This is a genomic window from Acinetobacter junii, assembly GCF_018336855.1.
In the GTDB taxonomy this organism is placed as follows: domain Bacteria; phylum Pseudomonadota; class Gammaproteobacteria; order Pseudomonadales; family Moraxellaceae; genus Acinetobacter; species Acinetobacter junii.
Genome location: NZ_CP059558.1, coordinates 1,744,247 through 1,765,039 on the forward strand (window position 1 = coordinate 1,744,247; position 20,793 = coordinate 1,765,039).

Consider the following 20,793-nt stretch of genomic DNA (forward strand, 5'->3'; position numbering starts at 1 on the left):
TACCGCCTTGTTTATTGCTTTTTTATAGAGTTTGATATGAATACTCAATTTCGTTTGTCAGTATTAGCTGCTGCGTGCCTTTCTGTTACTTATAGTTCCATTGCTTTAGCTGAAACTTCATCAAAAGATGAAACACAAACTTTAGCGACCATTGTTGTCACTGCAAGCCGTGAGGGAGAATCGATTAGCAATACTCCTGCTGCAATTAGCAAAATCAGCAAGCAAGATATAGAAGATAAACATGCGACATTTATTGGTCAGTTAGTGAATCAAACACCAGGTGTTTTGATGAATGACTTGGGTAATGAACAGCACATGATGTCTATACGCCAACCAATCACGACTGCGGCTGTTTATCAGTATTTAGAAGATGGTATATCTGTGCGTCCTGTAGGTGTTTTTAACCATAATGCACTGTATGAAGTAAATTTGGCTGGGATTGATAGTATTGAAATTCTGCGTGGTCCAGCGAGTAGCTTATATGGAAGTAATGCAATTGGCGGCACGATTAACTTTCTTACAAAAGCTCCTAGTTTAAATCCAACAGCTGAGTTAGGTCTAAGTGCTAGTTCTGAAGGTTATCGCCGTCTAGATCTAGGTGCATCCAATACCTTTGATACTGAATTTGGGGAGCATGGCTTTAGAGTTTCAGGCTATGCCAGTGATCGCGGTGATAGTTGGCAAGATCATGCTGAAAGTAATAAGCAAAGTATAACTTTAAGACATGATTGGCGCATATCTGATGCCACCCAAATTAAAAACATCGTTAGCTATAATCATCTCAAAGCAGATATGACAGGTAGTTTAAATGCTGATGATTTCAGTAAACGACCTGGTTACAGTTACCAAACCTTTACTTATCGTGAAGTTGATGCAACAAGACTTTCATCTCAATTGAACCACAGTTGGAATGATCAAAACCAAAGTCAAGCGACACTGTATTATCGTGATAACACCACTGAACAGAATCCAAGTTATAACATCCGTACTGATGTTAAGAATGGCAAACCTACTGGGACATATACTGGCCAAACTACATATAACGCCTTTCAGTCTTATGGTTTAAATTTACAACATTCCATTAATTTTCACCCTGTGAAATTAATTATTGGTGCGATGTCGGAGTATTCGCCGAACCAAGCAAAAACCAATGATATCGAGGTGTTTCGCGATCCTCAAACACGTGTTTATACAGGGTTTAAACAACGCCAATTACTGCGTGATTTTAATGTTGATGTGAATAACCAAGCGATTTACACACAAGCAAATTGGCAAGCGTTATCAAACTTAAACTTAGTCGGCGGTGCTCGCTATGACTGGATCAGCTATGACCTTGACAATAAGCTTATTCCTTCTAAAGTGACAGGTGCTCCAGATGAAAAACGTCATTTTCACAAAGCCAGTCCACAACTTGGTTTTGTTTGGAATATTACGCCTGAATTAGATCTTTACAGCAATTGGTCACAAGGCTTTGTTCCACCTGAAGTGAGCAGTCTTTATGGAGCAAATTTAGTCACACCTGACCTGAAAGAAGCAACCTTTAATAACGTTGATCTAGGTTTGCGTTTCAAGTTATTGGATGATCGCTTAGATGGCGAAATTACCTTGTATCGTCTAGAGGGTAAAGATGAAGTGCTTAGCTATACTAAACCAGACAACACACGTGAACCTCGCAATGCTGGAAAAACCTTACATCAAGGTATCGAAATTGGTGGAACATGGAAACTCAGCGAACAATATGACCAACGTTTAAAACTGTCAGGCAGTATCGCAAAACATGAATATAAAGAATTTCAACCATCACTAGCGTTCGACTATAGCGGCAATACAATGCCTAGCTCTCCAAAAAGCTTTGGCACAATCGAGTACCAAATTAAACCTATACCAGAACTATTACTTTCAGTCGAAGGTATGTATGTCGGTTCATACTGGATCAATGATGCCAATACAGAAAAGTATGATGGACATTCGATTCTAAACCTACGTGCAAATTATCGTAAAAATGCCTATGAGGTATATGGGCAAATTCTCAATGCAGCTGATGTGCTTTATGCAGAAAGTACCTCGTTTAGTAATAACCAAGCCAGTTATACGCCTGCTGCACCACGGACTTATTTATTAGGATTACGTTATCATTTTGGGAAATAAGTCATGAATGCCAACCAATTGAAAAAGCTACTAAAGTTTCATCGTGGCTTTGGAATGGTACTTGGCATTCTCGTTTTGATGTGGTCTTTAACTGGTGTGTTGCATCCAATTATGAGTGCAACCCAACCACAACCTGCAAAACGTATGCCTCCATCCCAACAGCTTGATTTGAGGGATGGATTGTCCGTTCCTCAAGTCTTAGAAATACAGAAAATTACCGAATTTTCTGCACTACAAATTATTGAACTTAATAAAGATCTTATCGCTTATCGAGTTTTAAAACCTAATCAAAATATTGCTGAATATTTTGATCGTCATACTGGGCAACTTATTGAGGATGCCGAATTAAAAGATGCAAAACGTCTTGCAGTATGGTACACCGGCTTAAGCCAACAACAGATTATTTCTGCTGAACTGGTCACTCAATTTAGCGATGATTATCCAAGCGTCAATCGTTTATTACCTGTTTGGCGTGTAGATTTTGATACTGGTTTAAGAGCTTATGTCGATCCAGCACAATCTCGATTAGCAACGATTTCCAATGATCAGAAAATGTGGATGGCACGGATCTTCCGCTTAGGACATACATGGACTTGGGGAGATCAACCGTGGACAGGACAAAGTTTTTTGATACAAATTGCTTTAATTGGCATTCTTGCTTTGACCTTGATGGGAATCGGGTTGTTCTTCAAAATTCACAATCGTAAAAATCACCGTTTAGGTAAAAAACCAATTCGATTTTTTCATCGTTATCTGGCCATCAGTTTAAGTGTTTTTATCTTGTTATGGGTGTTTAGTGGTTTTTATCATGTTTGGCATAAAAAACCTGAACTTGTAAATATTCAGCCCATCTTCCATACGCAAGATTTAAACCCTGAAGCATGGCAATTGGCAGTTCAACGCCCAATTCAGCGACTCAATCTTGTACCGATTGCTTTTAATCAAAATCAAGCTCATGCAGGCTGGATGATTCAATTGACTGGAAAGCCTCAGTTACAAAGGAGCATGACCGCAGCGAAAGAACATGATCACCATCATCGTGCAAAAGACGCTGCACCAACGATTGAGTTAATCGATGCAAAACATGCTAGAAAATTGAATCCTCTTGAGCAGAGCAAATATTTGGCAGCGTATTATTTAAACTTACCTTTAGAGCATTTTACTCAAAGTTCGTGGGTAACTCGTTTTGGCGGTGAATATGGTTTTATCAACAAACGTTTACCTGTGATCAAGGTTGAAACCAACTTAAATGATCAGCTTAGACTTTATATAGAGCCAAGTAGTGGTGTCATTGCAGCGCAAGTAAATCAGCAAGATGCTATAGAGGGCTTTAGTTTTGCATATTTGCATAAGTGGACATGGTTACCGATCGATAAAACGCTTAGAGACATTCTGTTGGCAACAATTGCGGGACTGATTACAGTATTGGTAATCTTGGGAAGTGTATTGGCAATTCGAAAACGTTAAAGCGGAATTGATCCTTCTTATTTGAGAAGGATCAAGCCTATAAAAATTCACTTAGATATAAAAGGAAGCGATCACAAAAGTTAATATTAAACCTGTCTCACTCAACTCTATGGCAGCACCTATCGTATCGCCAGTGATGCCACCGATTCTCTTAATAAATAAAAATCTTAAGTAAACCAATAATAATAGAAAGCTGATTAAAGCAACTAATCCCATCGATTTAAATACACAAAGTAATGCTAATGTAATGACAAAAACCATCCATGCTAGTGTTTTAGGAATAGAATCCGTTATTGACCGCCCTAATCCATTTGCTCGAACATATCGTGTTGTGAGAAATAAAAATAAAGGAACACTGCGACCCAGCATGGGTATTAAGATTAAAAATGCAGAGAGCCGTTGTTCTAGCAAGACATATAAAGCTGAAAACTTCATCAAGCAAACAATAACTAAACTTAGAACACCGATAGGACCACAACTTGGGTCTTTCATGATTTTTAAGGTCCGTTCCCGATCACCAAAACCACCTACCCAAGCATCTGCTGTATCCGCTAGACCATCTAAATGAAGTCCACCTGTAAGCCAAATCCAAATCACTAAAATAATGATTGCAACAAGAATAATCGGTAATTTTACGAGAAGGATTGAAAGTCCAAATAGAATTAATCCTATTAGCAACCCTACAAGTGGAAAAAAAAGTACAGATTGACCATTTTGCTTTGCAGTTGGTATCTGTTTTAGTTCGATGGGTAAAACAGTCAAGAATTGCAAAGCGATCCAAAATGGTGTCATTCTTTGATTTCCTCAAAACTGAGACTATCGTTTTTATACATTTTTACTGAATACAATTGCCCAAGCTCAGCAGACATTTTTAATACATCATTGAGATGTTTATGTCGTGCTAAACAAGTGAGTAATTTAATCACACCACCATGCGTAACAACTAATGCTCTATTCCATTGGTGTATTTTCATTTGAGTGTGGATTTCATCAAAGCCAACTTGAACACGCTGTAAAAATTGCTCTAAAGACTCACCATTTGGTGCATGGTATTTTGTTGGAAATTGCCAAAAATTTGCCAATAACTCGGGCTCATTTTCATAAATGCTTTGAGTCGAAATACCTTCCCAATCACCAAAATACATTTCTTTGATATGCATATTTAATTGCAAAGGTATTTCGAGTTGCTCTGCTAAATTGATCGCAAAGACATGACAACGCTGTAAAGGTGAACTAAAAATAACATCCCAATTAGTACCTCCAGCGACATATTGCTGTATGGTTGATTGCATCTGCAACCAACCATTTTCTGTTAGTTCATCATCAGTATGCCCACGTAAAGTATGGCTTAAAGTTGTTTCACCATGTCGCAGTAGATCAAGGCGCAACTTTATCTCCTGTCACTGCAGCTTCGGCAAAGGTCGCCATTTGATTATGTAAAACACATGCCAATTGCAGCACTGACAATGCTGCGCCTGCACCACTTCCTTCACCCAATCTTAGATTCATTTTTAAAATTGGCTGCGCTTTTAATTCTTTAAGAATACGAACATGACCATATTCTGCTGATTGATGTCCAAATAGCATCCAGTCACGACAACTTGGCTGTATGCGAACAGCACATAATGCTGCAACGGAACTAATGAAACCATCCACCACAATAGGCAAACCAATTTGAGCACAACGTAAATATGCTCCTGTCATGGCAGCAATCTCTAAACCACCCACGGCAGCTAGAATTTTCAAAGCATCATTCTTAACATTAGATTGATGGAGTTCAATTGCCTGATTGATGACTGCAATTTTATGTTGTAATTGTTGATTATTAATTCCTGTTCCGACACCTGTCAGTTGTGCTGCATCTTCATTCAACAACAAACATGCGATGGCTGAAGCAGAACAAGTATTGCCAATCCCCATTTCACCAGCGATAAAGATATCAGCCTGTTCTGACTGAGCTAGCTCCACACTGGCTTTACCTAATGCTAATGCAGCAAAACATTCTTGTTCAGTCATTGCAGCATGTTGAGCAAAGTTGGCTGTTCCTGCACGAATACAATGTCGATCTACACCGACATAATCATAGGGATCGCCTACCGTTCCACAGTCAATCACTTGTAACTGTGCCTGATGATGTTTTGCAATAACACTGATTGCTGCACCGCCAGACGCGAAATTTTGAAGCATTTGACCTGTCACCGCTTGAGGATAAGCTGAGATACTTTCTTCAACTACACCATGGTCACCTGCGAAAATCGTGATCCAAGGTTTTTGAATTTGGGGATGAACTGTACCCTGTAAACTTGCTAGCTGAATCGCAAGCTGTTCTAACTCTCCTAAAGCCCCTGTTGGTTTAGTGAGTTGTTGTTGTCGTTGTTCGGCTAGATGTTTTGCTTCCAAATCAATTTGTTTTGCCGATTCTGTGTACCAAGCATTTTGTTCAGTCATATTAATTCTCATCTTTTAAAATCATTGGAAAGCCTGCAACACAAAACATCACTTTATGAGCAAGCTGCCCTAATGCTTGGTGCAATCGACCAGCTTCATCCACAAATCGACGGCTAATTTCACCCATCGGCACGACACCTAGCCCAGTTTCATTACTGACTAAAATAATCTCAGATTTAAGTTTGGGTAATATTTCTAATAACTTTTCTGTCTGTTGCTGCTGCAAATCTTGATCTTCAGCTAACAATAGATTGGTCAACCATAAGGTAAGGCAATCAACCAAAATGATTTGATGTTCTTGATCTAGTTTTAATAATTGATCCGCCAGAAAAATAGGCTCTTCACAAAGTTTCCATTGCTTAGGTCTTTGCTGTTGATGATGTTGAATTCTTTGCTGCATTTCATCATCTAAAGCTTGCGCCGTGGCGACATAAATCACAGGGATTCCACGCTGCTGAGCTATATTTTCAGCCAATCGGCTCTTACCTGAACGTGCACCACCCAAAACTAATTGCAACATATTAACCTAATACCAATTGATGATAAGGATACAGTAATCCTTGTAAAATCTGAGCCTTATAATAACCGAAAGTTAATTGATTCACTTGAATTTTAATTCTTTTGGCTTCAAAGCTTTTTATTCGCTCTATAACAAGATCACTACTCCATGCATCGCTATAAAGTCCAATCGTAATATGTGGACAATATTGCAGTGCCGCTATTTCATTCGAGACAAGTGCAAGCTGAGAACGGATTTTTTCTAAAATTTTTTCTCGATCGATGATTTGAATAAATAAAGCACTACTAAAACTATCGATCGCTGTGAGTTCTAATTCAAAGGGATCAAGTTGTAATTGATTGATAGATTTTAGATGTAGTGACAATTGTTCAGCTGAAAAATCATCATTGTATGGAGAAAGATGGGTATTTATAAAACCGCACACGAATAACGTAATGTGATACTGACGTTGATTCGACGTAATAAGGAAATCTGAGAAATGTATTTTGATCGCATCTAAATATTCAACTAACTCTGGTTGATCAATTTCGATATACCACAAAGCATAATCTGTACGACCATGATGCCATTCTGGATAGTCGCGAATTTCAGTTTTTACGAGTTGGGTAGATGTTTGTAATAACACAACGACAATAACGATCTGACAGTTGTGTTATTCAAACATAATTTACTGGCAAGATTAAATAATTTTAAAAATCATTTAGGCTGTTTCAAACTCGGCATTTTTAACACGAAAAGATTGCCCTAGCTCTGAAATCTTTAATTCAGCAGACATTGCTGTATAAATCAACTCAAACAAATCTTTCTTTTCATGCTCAGTAATATCCATTTGCTCGATAGCGTTTTGTAAATGCGTAGTCACTTCATCAACAGGAATTTCTAAAAGCTTAACCGCATACACATAACCCGAAACAGCACCTTGTAATAAGTACTTATATGGCAATTGTTGCACGATATGATTTTCAATACTGCCGAGTACGCGTTCGTTGTAACTCAGTTTTCTCAATGGATCACGAGCAACACGCTCACATGGATCTTTATAAGCAGAACGGCATGAGCTCATGAAACTTTCAGCCATACGATCAAGTTGTTTAGCTTGATTCGGAACAAGATTTACCAATCCTGATTTCACTTCACCCACCAATTGCTCAGCAAATTTCTTGATCTTCTGATCAGCTAAAGCAATTCCAATCATTTCATGATTAATAAGACTCGCCTGCCAAGCGATCATGGCATGACAGCCATTCCAGAGGCGATTTTTAATGATTTGAATATCTGAGATTTGATCAACTAAGATCATTTGGCGCATTTTATTTAACAGCGGACTTCGATTTTCAATATAGATCGGCATATCTGTTTCGCTATGGAATAAAATTAAATCCATATTTTGTAAAAACTGCCCCGCTTGGAACTGTTCGCGCATTTCCACTAATGATTGGCTGAGCTGACGTTCCTGTTTTTCAGTTAATGCTGTTTCATCTGATAACTCAATCGTTTCTTCATTTAAATCGGCTTGATACTGTTTAAATAAACGATGCTTAATATTGAGTTGGCGATACAAGGCTTGATCACTCAATTTAGAGACCATGCGATTGACCACCGTATCACAAAAATAATGCTCACTTAGAATATGCTCAGCAACATCTTCATCCGTGATCTCAAGCAAAGCTTCACGAATATATTTGAGCACCAAATATTTCGCACAGACCTTGTTTAAAATAATTAGAAAAGTGATTGGTTCATGATTATTCAAGTCTTGTGACATGAAACGAGCCAATAAACCTTTGGCAATTATTTTTGATTCAGATGCTATCGCATGCTCAGGCAAACATAACGCTATAAGACTAGATTGCGCGTACATTTCAAGCATCTGTTTGTCATTATCAGCATCAATAACGGTCAAGTTATCAATTCGCTCATCAAAAGATGATTGCCCATATCGAATACTGTAGCTACCAAGACTATTTACTGATTCCAAATACAACTTATTACGCGTGGAAGCCAAAATACGTTTTGGACGCGTATATCCATCCCAATGCGAAAGGATTTGAGCAATATATCCACCTCCAATTGCACCAAAACCATGAATCCCAACGGTTAATTGATTCAAACTTTGCGGAAATGGTTCTTGTAATTGTGGCATATCCATTTCAGGGATGTACTGATCTAAAGCATTTAAATATTCATACAGATCCTGATAATAAAAATTTGCTTTCGCTAACATTCGATCATTTGGTTCTTTAATATCTTTAAATAAAATCGTAATACCACCCGCATCATGAGCTGAACAGATTCCATTTTCTGAATCTTCAAACATCAAACATTGACTAGGTTGTAAATTTAGTTTTTGCGCAGCGGTAATAAAGATTTCTGGATGAGGTTTTCCCTTTTCAACTTCATCCCCACAAACTAACAGATCAAAAAATTTATAAACGTTGGCATTAATTAAGTATTCTTCTGCAATCGCACGTCTACTTGATGTTGCAACAGCCATTCTTAGACCAGATTTACGTAATCGTTCTAAAACTTGAATTAAACCTTTTTTGATTGGAACACCATTGTGACGCACAGATTCCAACTCAAGCTCATCAGCACGTTTTCTAATCACTTGATATGGAACATCTTCCCCATAAAATTTCTTTGCAAGTTGCTCTGCAGTTTTTGCGCTCAGACCTAAGCACTGCATTAAATATTCATCTGAAAATTCCTGTCCAATAAGCTCTTCTGATGCTTGTTTCAATGTTTCAAAGCGTAATCGCTCTGTATCAAACATTGTTCCATCCATATCAAAAAGTGCCCCTTGAACAGGAAAATCATGAAAAATCAACATCTTTACTCCTCTTATATTGTTTTACTTCTAATAGGCTAACCCAGAAATGAGCTTAAATTTCGACCGTTAAATAAATGAAATAAATTTGATTAATAAATAACCAAATAGCCATCTATGTTTACGTCCTAAGATGTAGTTATGTAAGTTTTCTTGCTTTTTAAAAGAATGTATGAGTGATTTTTAATCATATTAAGCGTTTAATCTTCGACAAAAGAACTCACTTCTTGTTCCTTTTTGATTAAAATCCACCCTATACATATCCCAACCAATATCATTAAAGCGAATAAAAAATAGAAAGGTAGATTTTGATCAAATTGATATAAATAAGTGCTAACTAGAGGACCAAAAATCAAACCAAAAGCTTGAGTTGCAGTGCAATATCCAGCCATTTTTACTTGTGAATCTTGTATGACTGCTTGTGCTGCCCCTGTTGTAAATGCAGGTAATAAGCAAGCGACTGAAATACCATAGAAAATATAACTGGCTTGAAATACCACAATACTTTGTGCATAAAGAGATAGTAGCAACCCAAAGCACATGGTCAAAATGCCGATTAATACAAGACTATGTAGTTGTAGCTTAATCACTTTTACGATCAGCAACTGTGTCACCACCAGACAGATACCAACAATAACCATACATTGAGAGAAATACACTGCGCTTTGCTGACTACTCAGAAAGAATTTATCTTGGATATAAAATCCAGCAGTCATGTTTAATGTCACGATTGCAACATAAGTAGAAAAACCTAAAGCCAACCAAATTAAACTATGTTTGATAATATTTTGCTGATTCAAAACTGTATTTGAACTTTGTTCTGATGTCTTATCTGCATCTGATCTTATATCAGCCGTTTTCTTAAAAAATATAATGAGTGCCAAACTGACTAATGCCAGTAAAGCAACCGCGAACCACATCGGAAATAATAGTCCACCATACAATAACAACGAAGTCGCCAAAGGTCCGACAATCATACCAAAGCTGTTCATCGCACCAAACAATGCCATATTCTTGCTACGAGTCGTTGTTTCAGTTGATTCTGTCATGGCATAACTTTGCAGACCGATTTGTGGCATTGCCATAAAAATGCCAGTCGAAGCACGACTTAAAACCAACAACATGAAAATCAATACTGATGGCAAAATCGCCTCTAAGCCCAAAGCCAGTATGAAAGTAAAAAGCGCCCATGTTATGGTCATTCCCATAAAACCATAATTCACTAAATTTTGCGGAGACTGATTACTTTTGTTCTTTGCGATCCATATTGAAGCGATCGCCATACAGATCGCCCCTGCGGATACGATGACTCCTCCTTGGAATTCGGATAAATGTAGCTGTCGAGTCAAAGGTGCCAGTAAAGGAAGAATCATGGAAAAACACGTTCCATTGATTAACGCAGCCAAAGCTAAAAATTTTAAATGATTGTTCATCATGAAATTCATCAAAAGAAAAGGCATCTAAAAGATGCCTTCTGGATAAGATTAGTACTTGAGAGTGTAGCTCAAACCATAGGTACGACCTTGAGCAGCCAAGCTCGAAATATCGCCGTAAACCGTTGAAACTGCTTGGCTATAAACAGACTTATAGTCCGTATTCCACACGTTATATACACCAAAACCTAAAGTTCCTGGACCTGCTTTTGCATTGGCAATCACATCCATCACTGCAAAACCTTTGATTTCTGCTGGAGGACGAGTACTACCATTCGCAATCGCATCTTTACGTGCTTCATCCGTACCATCAATAGCCAAAGCTTGTACTCGTAAACCTAAACCATCATTGAATTGCCAGTCTGAATAAACCGTTGCTTTCAAAGGTGCTACACGAATTGCATCTAACTCTTGCCATTTACCATTTGAGTTTTTGAACTGACCACGTGTATAAGCTAAAGTCCCACCCACATTCCAATCATCTGAAACGGTATATTTGACATTACCTTCAACACCATACACACGTTCATCTGTATCAATAACTTCAATTGCAAAACTTGGAGGACCAAATTTCAATGACTTATCAGATTTGTTATAGAACGCCGTGATCCCTGTACTTAACGCATCATCTTGTAGACGCCAGCCCAACTCAAAACTATTTACTTTGATTGGATCAATTGTTTGGTTACTTACGACAAAGTTTGCAGGAACATCTCTTAGCATACGTTGTACATCAGGTAAATTTGCACCTTGCGAGAAGTTTGCAAACACCTGTTGTGCATCTGTTAAATGATAAAGTGCGCCCACATTGAAGAGTGTTGCATCATGCTTAACTGAACCACCTTTTAAGGTTTTAGCTTGGTATGTTGGAACGAAATCGGCAACCATTGCTTCAGAATATGGAACTGAGTCTTTAACATCACTATCGATGCGCTCACGACGAATACCTGCTTGTAGATTTAAGCGATCAGTTGCTTCAAATTGACTTTGTAAGAAGAAACCAAGCTTTTCAGTATCTACCTCAGGACCAAAAGCATAATTATTTAAAGGCTTAAACTTAAGACCATTACTACTGATAAAAGTATTTAGATCATAAAGTTGTGCTGTTTGTTTGCCATTTTCCTTATCGTAATCCACACCATAAATTAGATTTAATGCACGTTCTGCCAGATTGAGCTTACTTTGAAGTGCTAAACGAGCACCAAAAACATCAATATCTGTTTCAGATTGGGTAACAATAAATGTACTTCCACCTGGAATGGATGCATGTGCTAAAGCATTTGCACTAGGGAAGAATCGCCCTTTTTCAGTACGATAATAGGCCTCTGCATTTAAAGTCTGACCAAGAAAATCCTGATTTTCATATTGAGCATTTACTGCACTGCGCTTAGTACGTGGTTGAGTATCAAGCTCTAAACCTTTTACAGCTTTTTGACTAGGTTTTGCCCCTAGAAGTAAAACAGATAAGCCTGGACCATAATCAGCGCCATATTCACTGTCCTGCTCATCATTATAGTATTGCGCACCAATACTTAATTTTTGCTTATCTGCCAACTGCCAGCTTAAACGACCATTCACATCTACAGTTTCAGTATCTTGACGATCTGTTTGTGCAACTTCTGGACCTACACGATCACCGCGACTATCTTGAATTTCACCGCGTTGTGTATAGCTCGCACCTAAGAAACCACTCCAATCCCCTTGGTTAAATGATGCAGACTGAAACGCTTCATAAGCTAAAGCATCACTTTTGAAATTATCACCAGAAGTAACGCCGAGTTTGGTTTCAAAATTTACACCATCACCCGAACCTCTTTTGGTGATGATATTGATGATCCCACCTGTAGCACCTGCACCATAAATACTACTTGCACCTGACACGACTTCAACACGTTCGATCATGTCTGGGCTAATGCTATTTAATTGGCGTGAACTATCGCGTGAGCCCGTTTGCGGAACACCATCAATCATATATTGCACTGTACGACCACGCATGGTCATCCCATAGTTACTGGTCGTACCTGAACTTGGTGTTAAAGATGGAACCAACAGTCCTAAAATATCTGCGGTACTTTTACCAGCAGCAGCTTGTTTTGCAATGTCTTCTTGGCTAATACTGTAAACAGTTCCCGCAATCTCAGCGATACTTTGAGCTGAGCGAGTTGCTGTCATAACAATCGGTGCCAGTTGAGTTGGCTTCTCAGCCTTAACCGTTGCACTTTGATTTACGGTTGAAGTCTGTTCGACATTTTGAGCATAAAGTTGCGTACTGATCGCCAAGCTGAGCAGTGTTAATGATGTCGAAAGTGAACGAACTTTCATAAATGACCCCTAGATGAGTTGTTGCGTTTGTTTTGCTTTGCGAATAAGCAGTTGACTAAGCAACACGCTTAAAACAGATGAAACTGCGAGAATGAGATAGAAGTTTCCATAACCAAATGCTTTGGCTAAGAAACCTGAGACTGCACCGCCAATGAAATAAACCAATAGTTCGAAGCAAACTAAAATCGTAAAATCAGTACCAGCTTGTTCTTTGGAGCTGGTCTGCATGAAATGTGCATACAAAGCTGTCATTGCGATGTAGCGAATGGCAAGAATGACAATGACAAAGCCACAAAGAAGTAAATGCCATTGATTCAACCAACTGAGCAAAACGGCTACACCCAACAAGGCGTAAACCAAACTGCGTGCCCAACCAGCCCAGATCAGCAATTGTGTTGCGGCTATTTTTTTTAATAAAAATGCAGCTGAAACAGCGGCTAATAATCCAATCCCTGCACCTATTACTGACATCAGCACGCCGATCTGTGCCAACGACCATTTCTGATCAATCAGCATCGGATTAAGCATCGCCATAGCTGGTGCTTCGACAATTCGATAACATACGATCAAGGCTAATGCCCATAACATTTCTGGACGTTTAAATGCACGGATCAGACTTGGCTGCTGTTTTGAGATTTTCTCTGCATTTGATTTTTCTTTAATTCGGAAAATAGCCAACATCGTCAATGCTGTCATTGCGGCTAAGGAAATCAGTGCAGTTTGCCAACCATAAAGCTGATACAGCCATAAAGTTGCTGCTCCACCAACCATACTGCCAAGCGCAACACCTATACTTTGTGCCATACTGCCTAGTCGATACTCAGATTCTGAAAAGGTTTCGACCGTATAGCCATCAATTGCGATATCTTGAGTTGCAGCAAAAGTTGAAATCCATAAACCGACAATAACAAATACACCAAGACCGTAATCGAATTGGGTAAGTGCCAAAGCAACGACCCCCAACACCAAAGCTATTTGCGTAAACAAAAGCCAAGTTTTACGTTTACCGAGTTTTTTGAAATAAAAACGATCGATTAGTGGTGCCCAAAAAAACTTGAATGCCCAAGGAATATAGAGCAGCGACAACATACCAATCCAACGTAAATCTACACCTTGATGGCGCAGAATCGCAGGTAAGGCCACATTATAAAAATACAGTGGTAAGGCATGCGCGAGATATAAAACCACCACGACACTCAGGCTCAAGGCTGAGACTTTCTGAATATTTAATGAATTTTGATTCATAAATACCTCTGCAAAGCCCATTGTGTGGCTTCAGCTTTATCTACGCTCACAAAATATGGAACATGCCAAGCTTTGTGCAGAGCTGGTGTATCCAATCGAATACGATCTTCTTCATCTTGAGCAATACGAGCAAAACCCAAGCAATATTGGTAAAAATCTTGTTTATATTGCTTATACCATTTGCCTTGGATTGCTCTATATTCTTCAGGAAATTCAGTATTTACATCGGTTTGCATGATCAACACGAAATTTTGCTTATGTTCGAAATAGTGCTGAATCCGTGCTAACCATTGTTCAAATTCTGCAATAGAGACATTCGCCGCAAAGCGCATGTCTAAGATATGCATTTCATTGATATATAAGCTCATGTAACACTCAGGAGTTTGGCTGGCTGATCTGCTAGCTGTTGTTGTGATGTTTGGTAATAATCCCCAAACTTGTTATAGAAAGTTTCTCTGAAGCAGTAGTACAACATCGCTGTTTTTTCAGGCATCGGTATTAAACGTTGGCTTTCATAACAAAGCTCTGCCACCACTGCTGCATAAGGTTTAACGGTATGATCTGGCTCACCCACAATTTTTTTAGCTTTCGAATGTTCAAAAATGTAAAAGCTGAGTAAACGAATGGTTGGGCGCAAGAAGCCTTTGCCAAACACAGATTTGTCACCAAACAGGAGATGCCAACCGAGATCATTGTCATCACCATCGTAATAACGGCCTAAACGATCTCGTTTACCTTCATAAATTTCGGTATAGCCCACATCTTTGCCATCAATTCCAACGATTAATAAACGGTGATGGTCATCTGCTAACATTTTGTCGAAGTAAACTTGTAACTCTAGTTCCGATTTATTTAACTGCCACTGAGGAATTACATGTGGCTCATGCATCCATTGATGTAATAAAGGAATATCCTGTGGATATTGCACTTGGCGTAAGTAGTACTGTGTACCATCTTCAAAGTATTCAAAATAATCTGGTAATTGCTGAGAGATTGTTTTCATATCGAACCTATAAAATGACGAATAAAATTAGCCAGCTTTCGCTTGGCGAGGTTGTTCTGCCCATGTTTTCAATGTTTCTGGGCTAACTGGATTTGCAATAGGATCAAGGAAGACAGGAACAGGACGTTCTGCTTCATCGTTATAACTTGTGGTAAATAGACGTACACGGTTTAGACAAATTTTGGTGTAACTTGGACGCAGCATGGCGAATTTATCAGCACGTTCAGCCAATTCTGGATGTCTTTGGTTAAACTCAACAATCGTGTTGGAAATGGTCTGCCAAAAATCAAGCTCAGAATATTCAGGATAGTCTTGCAAGAACACATTACAGATATAACGGTAATGCACCATGAATAGACCTGTGAAAATAAAATGGCTTAGATCGGTCGCTTCGTGACGGAGTAATAAGTCTGCTTCAGATGGTAACTGGGTTAACTCAGGAAAATCCTCATCCACTAAATTGATGTCGTCAATGAAGTCTTTTAATACCATGGCTTTCGGCACACCATTTTCATGTACCAACATCGTGTTTTCGCCGTGTGGTGAAAATGCCAAACCATAGCGATACAAGCAAAGTAACAATGGACTCATGCACACTTGAGCAAATTGAGCTAACCAAGCTAAAGGACTTAATCCTGATGCTTTGATCAGCACGCTCAGGATCGATTGACCAGAAATATCACGATGTAATAGAGCTGCTTGAGAGAGAACTTGTTGTGATGAATCAACATAGCGATCAACACTTTCACGCCACAAACAACCGAATAGTTCTTTAAATTGATATGGTGCGCCGTCAATGCGGTCAAAACATGGCTGGTGAATGGTTAAAGTTGCAACCTCACCCAAGAAAATCACACCTGTATTTTGTAAGTCTTGATCTTGTTGATGAATCTGTTTTAACCATGCGGTCACTGCTGGAGCAGCAAGATTACGTTTTGAGGGTAATCCACGATAAACAGCAGTATTAAAAATACTGACTGGCAGTTTAATGTAATGACGTTGTAGATTTGATGTATTGCATAATGTACGAATGGACTGCATTGGCACATAACTATCTTGACTGATATTCAGTTCAATAATTTTCTGATCCACAATCTCATTGGCATAAGTCGGAACAAGCCATTGATGCCATTGCCAAGCATGTACGGGAATCAAAAAGTAATTTTGAGGATCTAGGTTTTTTTCTTGGAGAATATTGATGAACTGCTGTAGTTCATTGGCATCAAATTCATGTTGATATAAACCGCAGGCACTCCAATCTTCAGTACTTCGATACTCTGCTAAATCACGATGTACAGCTAACCACAACACTTTAACTTCAGGAGAAAGTTCTGGCGCTAAGCTAAGATAATCATCATAACCAAAACCCATACGCCCCTTACTCATGATGAGCCAAGGATGACCTCGTAGCATGCCTTCAACTTTGTAATGAGGCTCAGTCAAAACCGCTATACTTGGCAAACGTGTTTCATTGAACAAATGTGCTTCTGCCAGCCAAGTATTATTCATTTCTTTGATCAAATACGCTTTGGTAAATGGCTTAACATTAGAACTGTCAGACATTGCGACAATGAACTCATGTAAGTTCCAAGCAGGTTGATCATTTTCCTGACTATGAGTCACATCACGTACCGAAGCTTCCTGAATATTCCAATGTCCGAGTAGATATTGATGTCCTTGAAACTCATACTGACGATTGCCTAAATCTAAACGATAACGACCTGCTGACAATGATTTAACTTCAATAATTTCTTCATATAGAAACTCTGCAATCGCCATTTCAATAAGACGTTGCCCTGCGGCACGCCATTGCTGCTGATTAATTTTTAAAGTTGCAAAGTTCATATCAGTTTCTCATAAGTTGAATGTACAGAAGCAGTTTGTGTCCGTGTATTAGCACCACGACGATTAGGGTGCGTTGTCATCACGTTTTGTTCTGTTTTCTTGAAAATTGAATGGTTTTTATTGGCAGAATTTTCACAAACGCACTCTTTTGATTGTGCTTTGTCGTCTGCCATACAAATTTTTGGATTTTGAGTGAGATTAAAGTGTTGGAATGTCTGCGCTTGATTGCCTAATTCATAAAGAGGTTCAGCAAGCAGTTGATTAATGATCGTTGCTGCACGATAAGCACCAAGACCTAAATCAGGCGTGCCGACACCATGACTATGCATTTCTTGATTTTGAACAAAGATATGGCCATTCAACCTGTGTACAACGCGATAGTCTTCTGTAATCTGCCAACGCTGTTTATGATCAAGTTCGATGTATGGCTTGAGTGACTGCATAAAACCAAAATCAGGTGTGAAATAACCCGTTGCGGCTACAAGAAAATCACAGTCGAGATGAAAAGACTGAGCTGTAGCACGATGTTCGAAATGCAGTCGGATTTTTTGTGTATCCAATACTTCCGCATCTTTCAAATCACATTGAGTATGTAAATGTGTCTGTATGCTTTGACCTGCAATGCTACGGTGATAAAGCCTTTGATAAATTTCCCGAATGGTTTTTGCACTAATCCCCTTGTATAACAAGGCTTGTTGTTTTAACTGCTGTTCTTTCTGCTGTGCAGACAAATCATAAAAATGTTGTGCATAATCAGGGCTAAAATGTTCTAAACCTAATGGCGCATACTCCATTGGGAAGAAACCTTGAGAACGGGTAAACCAATGCAAATCAAACTGATGATTGTCGGTATCTTGCTGTTCGTCAAACAAATCGATAAACACTTCAGCTGCGGATTGCCCCGAACCTAGTACAACAACATCGCCATGTAAATCTGTATCTACATGCGTCATATACTGTGCTGAATGCAGACATTGTTGCGGACGGACTTTCTGAATCTTTGCCAAACATTCAGGCAAATATGGCACATTACCACTTCCAATCACTAAATGACGGCATAAATAACTTTGCTGAACACCATTTGATTCAACGACTACTTTAAAACCTATCGTTTGGGGTTCAATCCTCAAGACACGAGATTGGTATTCGATACAATCAAGTTGTTCTGCAACCCATTGGCAATAGTGGTTGTATTCACAACGCGGAATATGTGGCTGCTCTAAAAAGTAAAATTTATACAAACGTTGCTGATGACGCAGATAATTTAGAAAGCTAAATGGACTGGTTGGATCAACCATTGAGACCAAATCAGCCATAAACGGTACTTGCAATACCGTATTAGGTAGTTGCATACCTGCATGCCAATCGAATTGTGCCTTTTGCTCAAAAAACACGTAATCGAGTGAGCTTTTGTTTTGTAACAAACTAGCAAGACTTAAATTAAAAGGTCCTAGACCAATTCCAATAAAATCAAGCATAACTGACATCCTTCTGTGAAATACGCAGTGGATTTGGTAGTTGCACGTAAACAGACTGATTTTCGACAGGCGCGATCAATTCGTCTAACTCATGCAAACGTGTCAGCAAGTTACCCTTATAAGGCAGAGTTGAATTGAACAGTAATCCTTGCAATAAGGTGCTATCAGGATATTGTTGTAATTGTTCTTCTAAAAATTCAGTTAAATGCGCTAACAATTCATCTTCAGTGATATAGCCTGTCGCACCGATGGCATTAATAATCCCAAACAAAGTATTGCCGAAGAAATAATAACTAAAACGTTCATCAACAAAATCTTTCGGACCTACCGCAAAGGCTTTTTCTTTCAGCTCAGGCAGCGCTTGTAGAATTTCTGTCGCAAACTCTTCAATATAATAAAAACCTTGGTTATCACGCAGCCATAAAGTTTTAGGAAAATGATTTTCCAGCTCCAACAACACATTTTGCTGATGTGATTCAAATGCCATACCGAAACGATGGTATAAATACATCAAGGGTTGCAAACTGATTTCGAGGAAACGAGTAAACCAATCTAAAGCAATCTCTGAAAAACCCCTCTCAGGATGAGCTTTTGAAATTTTGGCAAATAATGCGTTAAAACGATTTAAAGATTTGCTTGGATGATCCTGACACAAGGAAGCAATACAAGTGACTTGCTGTTGAGGATGGAAAGGCTGATCTCTAAAAATGCAGATACTTTCATTAATCACTTCATCATCAATTTTCAAGGCGATCCAAGCTGGGTCATTGACTGCCTTTAAACTTGGACATTTTTTTAGAATATTCTGACCAAACTCACTGTGCCAAAGACGATGTGTTAATTCACCACGATGACATTCTTTGGCTAAATTGACTCGAATAGAATTGGTAATCATCACAGAAAGAGATGGCTTCACCATCCACGGAGCGTTGAAGCTTGCCAATGTACGAATGGATGTTGTTGGAGAGAATTGCCAGCCACGTAAACCTAAATCAATCAATTGCCCTGTTTGCTTCAAACGTTCAAACCAAGCTTTACCCTGTAAATAGCGAGCTTGCCAAGGATGCAATGGGAGTAATTTATATTCGCTATGGGTTTTAACTAGATTGAGATCATTTTCAGATAAATACCACTGTAATGCCGTTTTTAATTGCGCTGAAATAGGTTCATCAGTCGCACTACCTTCCGCAATGTAATCTTGGTGCACTAGCCAATAATGAAGTTGTGTCTTGCCTTTGTGTTCAGGTGAAAACTTTAGCCAATCCTCATGCACAAAACCTGTTCTACTTTTCGGCGCTGGGTGCATGCTATGCCCCAAAATCAATGCCTGTTCAGTTTCAATAAAGCTTTGACCAGCTTTAACCAAGTCATCAAAATCAGCTTCACGTTGTATTAAAAACTGTTGCAATGCATCACGGCTTTGAATCCACTTCTCTACTAAAGAAGCAGCATCCAAAGGTAAAGACGATTCAGAAACTAGTTCTTCAAGTAACAACCCAACGATTGCAACTGGACTAAATGATTTTGGCTGACCTGAAATTACGATTTGAGGAAGATTAGCTAACCGATGTCTACCAACTCGGCTGACATAAGATAATGGGAAATCACATTGAGCATGAATAGAATTAATCGGAATAGATAACAGCGTCAAACCTTGGCTAAACGCTTGTTGTTGCGGACTTTGCTGTGTTTTATTAAGCAAGTGACCTTTGCCAGTTTCTTGCGTATATGCGTTGACGAAATGTTGTATCGCCAACCGATTGGCAAGTGATTGCATCTGTCGGTATCCTCTATAAAGAGAGAGTTAGTTTTTTTTCGAATGTTTGAGCTCAAAACACTTCTCAAATACAGCAACGACTGCATATAAGATTAAATTAATGATAATAATTATCATTTATAATAGCAATTACAATATTTTCCTAGCAGTTTATTATTCAAGACATTGATTAATATAGATAAAATAAAGAAATAGATGATTATAGATACAAAAGATAATAATTCTCATTATTATATATTCTAATGAGAATCTGAAATTTTATTGTTTTAGTAGATTGAAG

Annotated in this window: 16 protein-coding genes; 2 read left to right on the top strand and 14 right to left on the bottom strand. The window is 38.6% G+C overall.

Translation table 11 applies throughout. The annotated features are described in order from the left end of the window. Positions 1-36 precede the first annotated feature (36 nt). Positions 37-2,148, top strand: a complete 2,112-nt coding sequence (locus H2677_RS08250) for a TonB-dependent receptor (RefSeq protein ID WP_212638291.1) — start codon at positions 37-39, stop codon at positions 2,146-2,148. Between the two features lie 3 nt (positions 2,149-2,151). Beyond that, positions 2,152-3,615: a PepSY domain-containing protein gene (locus H2677_RS08255; RefSeq protein ID WP_212638292.1), complete on the top strand. Its 1,464-nt coding sequence runs from the start codon at positions 2,152-2,154 to the stop codon at positions 3,613-3,615. 51 nt (positions 3,616-3,666) lie between these two features. Here H2677_RS08255 and H2677_RS08260 read toward each other — a convergent pair whose 3' ends face one another. The 14 genes from H2677_RS08260 to H2677_RS08325 form a co-directional block, all read right to left on the bottom strand. Next, on the bottom strand, positions 3,667-4,407 hold the full coding sequence (locus H2677_RS08260; RefSeq protein ID WP_212638293.1) for an adenosylcobinamide-GDP ribazoletransferase: 741 nt from the start codon (positions 4,405-4,407) through the stop codon (positions 3,667-3,669). After that, a complete protein-coding gene (locus H2677_RS08265) occupies positions 4,404-5,003 on the bottom strand; it encodes a histidine phosphatase family protein (RefSeq protein WP_212638294.1) in 600 nt (199 codons plus the stop codon). The genes H2677_RS08260 and H2677_RS08265 overlap by 4 nt, the downstream gene beginning before the upstream one ends. Then, on the bottom strand, positions 4,993-6,063 hold the full coding sequence (gene cobT, locus H2677_RS08270; protein WP_212638295.1) for a nicotinate-nucleotide--dimethylbenzimidazole phosphoribosyltransferase: 1,071 nt from the start codon (positions 6,061-6,063) through the stop codon (positions 4,993-4,995). The genes H2677_RS08265 and cobT overlap by 11 nt, the downstream gene beginning before the upstream one ends. Before the next feature lies 1 nt (position 6,064). Beyond that, a complete protein-coding gene (gene cobU / locus H2677_RS08275; protein ID WP_212638296.1) occupies positions 6,065-6,583 on the bottom strand; it encodes a bifunctional adenosylcobinamide kinase/adenosylcobinamide-phosphate guanylyltransferase in 519 nt (172 codons plus the stop codon). A 1-nt stretch (position 6,584) separates the two neighbouring features. Continuing rightward, on the bottom strand, positions 6,585-7,208 hold the full coding sequence (locus H2677_RS08280) for a 2'-5' RNA ligase family protein (RefSeq protein ID WP_212638297.1): 624 nt from the start codon (positions 7,206-7,208) through the stop codon (positions 6,585-6,587). Between the two features lie 75 nt (positions 7,209-7,283). Continuing rightward, positions 7,284-9,413 carry a bifunctional mannitol-1-phosphate dehydrogenase/phosphatase gene (gene mtlD, locus H2677_RS08285; RefSeq protein ID WP_212638298.1) on the bottom strand — a complete coding sequence of 710 codons (2,130 nt, stop codon included), beginning with the start codon at positions 9,411-9,413 and terminating at the stop codon, positions 7,284-7,286. Positions 9,414-9,610: 197 nt separating this feature from the next. Beyond that, positions 9,611-10,870: an MFS transporter gene (locus tag H2677_RS08290; protein WP_328706005.1), complete on the bottom strand. Its 1,260-nt coding sequence runs from the start codon at positions 10,868-10,870 to the stop codon at positions 9,611-9,613. 24 nt (positions 10,871-10,894) lie between these two features. Further along, the gene (locus H2677_RS08295; RefSeq protein ID WP_212638299.1) at positions 10,895-13,165 is read right to left on the bottom strand and encodes a TonB-dependent receptor; all 2,271 of its coding nucleotides are present in this window, start codon (positions 13,163-13,165) and stop codon (positions 10,895-10,897) included. Positions 13,166-13,174: 9 nt separating this feature from the next. After that, positions 13,175-14,410 carry an MFS transporter gene (locus tag H2677_RS08300; RefSeq protein WP_212638300.1) on the bottom strand — a complete coding sequence of 412 codons (1,236 nt, stop codon included), beginning with the start codon at positions 14,408-14,410 and terminating at the stop codon, positions 13,175-13,177. Continuing rightward, positions 14,407-14,778: a hypothetical protein gene (locus H2677_RS08305; RefSeq protein WP_212638301.1), complete on the bottom strand. Its 372-nt coding sequence runs from the start codon at positions 14,776-14,778 to the stop codon at positions 14,407-14,409. The genes H2677_RS08300 and H2677_RS08305 overlap by 4 nt, the downstream gene beginning before the upstream one ends. After that, positions 14,775-15,413 carry an acinetoferrin biosynthesis acetyltransferase AcbD gene (acbD, locus tag H2677_RS08310; RefSeq protein WP_004915699.1) on the bottom strand — a complete coding sequence of 213 codons (639 nt, stop codon included), beginning with the start codon at positions 15,411-15,413 and terminating at the stop codon, positions 14,775-14,777. The genes H2677_RS08305 and acbD overlap by 4 nt, the downstream gene beginning before the upstream one ends. A 27-nt stretch (positions 15,414-15,440) precedes the next feature. After that, on the bottom strand, positions 15,441-17,258 hold the full coding sequence (gene acbC, locus H2677_RS08315) for an IucA/IucC family protein (RefSeq protein WP_212638302.1): 1,818 nt from the start codon (positions 17,256-17,258) through the stop codon (positions 15,441-15,443). Further along, on the bottom strand, positions 17,255-18,736 hold the full coding sequence (gene acbB / locus H2677_RS08320) for an acinetoferrin biosynthesis monooxygenase AcbB (protein WP_212638303.1): 1,482 nt from the start codon (positions 18,734-18,736) through the stop codon (positions 17,255-17,257). The genes acbC and acbB overlap by 4 nt, the downstream gene beginning before the upstream one ends. Then, a complete protein-coding gene (locus tag H2677_RS08325; protein WP_212638304.1) occupies positions 18,729-20,513 on the bottom strand; it encodes an IucA/IucC family protein in 1,785 nt (594 codons plus the stop codon). The genes acbB and H2677_RS08325 overlap by 8 nt, the downstream gene beginning before the upstream one ends. Positions 20,514-20,793: the final 280 nt, after the last annotated feature.

Excerpts from the sequence above, each read along its gene's own strand:
- H2677_RS08255 (WP_212638292.1), top strand. The coding sequence starts at position 2,152 with ATGAATGCCAACCAATTGAAAAAGCTACTAAAGTTTCATCGTGGCTTT.
- acbC (WP_212638302.1), bottom strand. The coding sequence starts at position 17,258 with ATGAACTTTGCAACTTTAAAAATTAATCAGCAGCAATGGCGTGCCGCA.
- H2677_RS08305 (WP_212638301.1), bottom strand. The coding sequence starts at position 14,778 with ATGAGCTTATATATCAATGAAATGCATATCTTAGACATGCGCTTTGCG.
- H2677_RS08260 (WP_212638293.1), bottom strand. The coding sequence starts at position 4,407 with ATGACACCATTTTGGATCGCTTTGCAATTCTTGACTGTTTTACCCATC.
- H2677_RS08295 (WP_212638299.1), bottom strand. The coding sequence starts at position 13,165 with ATGAAAGTTCGTTCACTTTCGACATCATTAACACTGCTCAGCTTGGCG.
- mtlD (WP_212638298.1), bottom strand. The coding sequence starts at position 9,413 with ATGTTGATTTTTCATGATTTTCCTGTTCAAGGGGCACTTTTTGATATG.
- cobT (WP_212638295.1), bottom strand. The coding sequence starts at position 6,063 with ATGACTGAACAAAATGCTTGGTACACAGAATCGGCAAAACAAATTGAT.
- H2677_RS08250 (WP_212638291.1), top strand. The coding sequence starts at position 37 with ATGAATACTCAATTTCGTTTGTCAGTATTAGCTGCTGCGTGCCTTTCT.
- cobU (WP_212638296.1), bottom strand. The coding sequence starts at position 6,583 with ATGTTGCAATTAGTTTTGGGTGGTGCACGTTCAGGTAAGAGCCGATTG.
- H2677_RS08290 (WP_328706005.1), bottom strand. The coding sequence starts at position 10,870 with ATGCCTTTTCTTTTGATGAATTTCATGATGAACAATCATTTAAAATTT.
- H2677_RS08300 (WP_212638300.1), bottom strand. The coding sequence starts at position 14,410 with ATGAATCAAAATTCATTAAATATTCAGAAAGTCTCAGCCTTGAGCCTG.
- H2677_RS08325 (WP_212638304.1), bottom strand. The coding sequence starts at position 20,513 with ATGCAATCACTTGCCAATCGGTTGGCGATACAACATTTCGTCAACGCA.
- acbD (WP_004915699.1), bottom strand. The coding sequence starts at position 15,413 with ATGAAAACAATCTCTCAGCAATTACCAGATTATTTTGAATACTTTGAA.
- acbB (WP_212638303.1), bottom strand. The coding sequence starts at position 18,736 with ATGCTTGATTTTATTGGAATTGGTCTAGGACCTTTTAATTTAAGTCTT.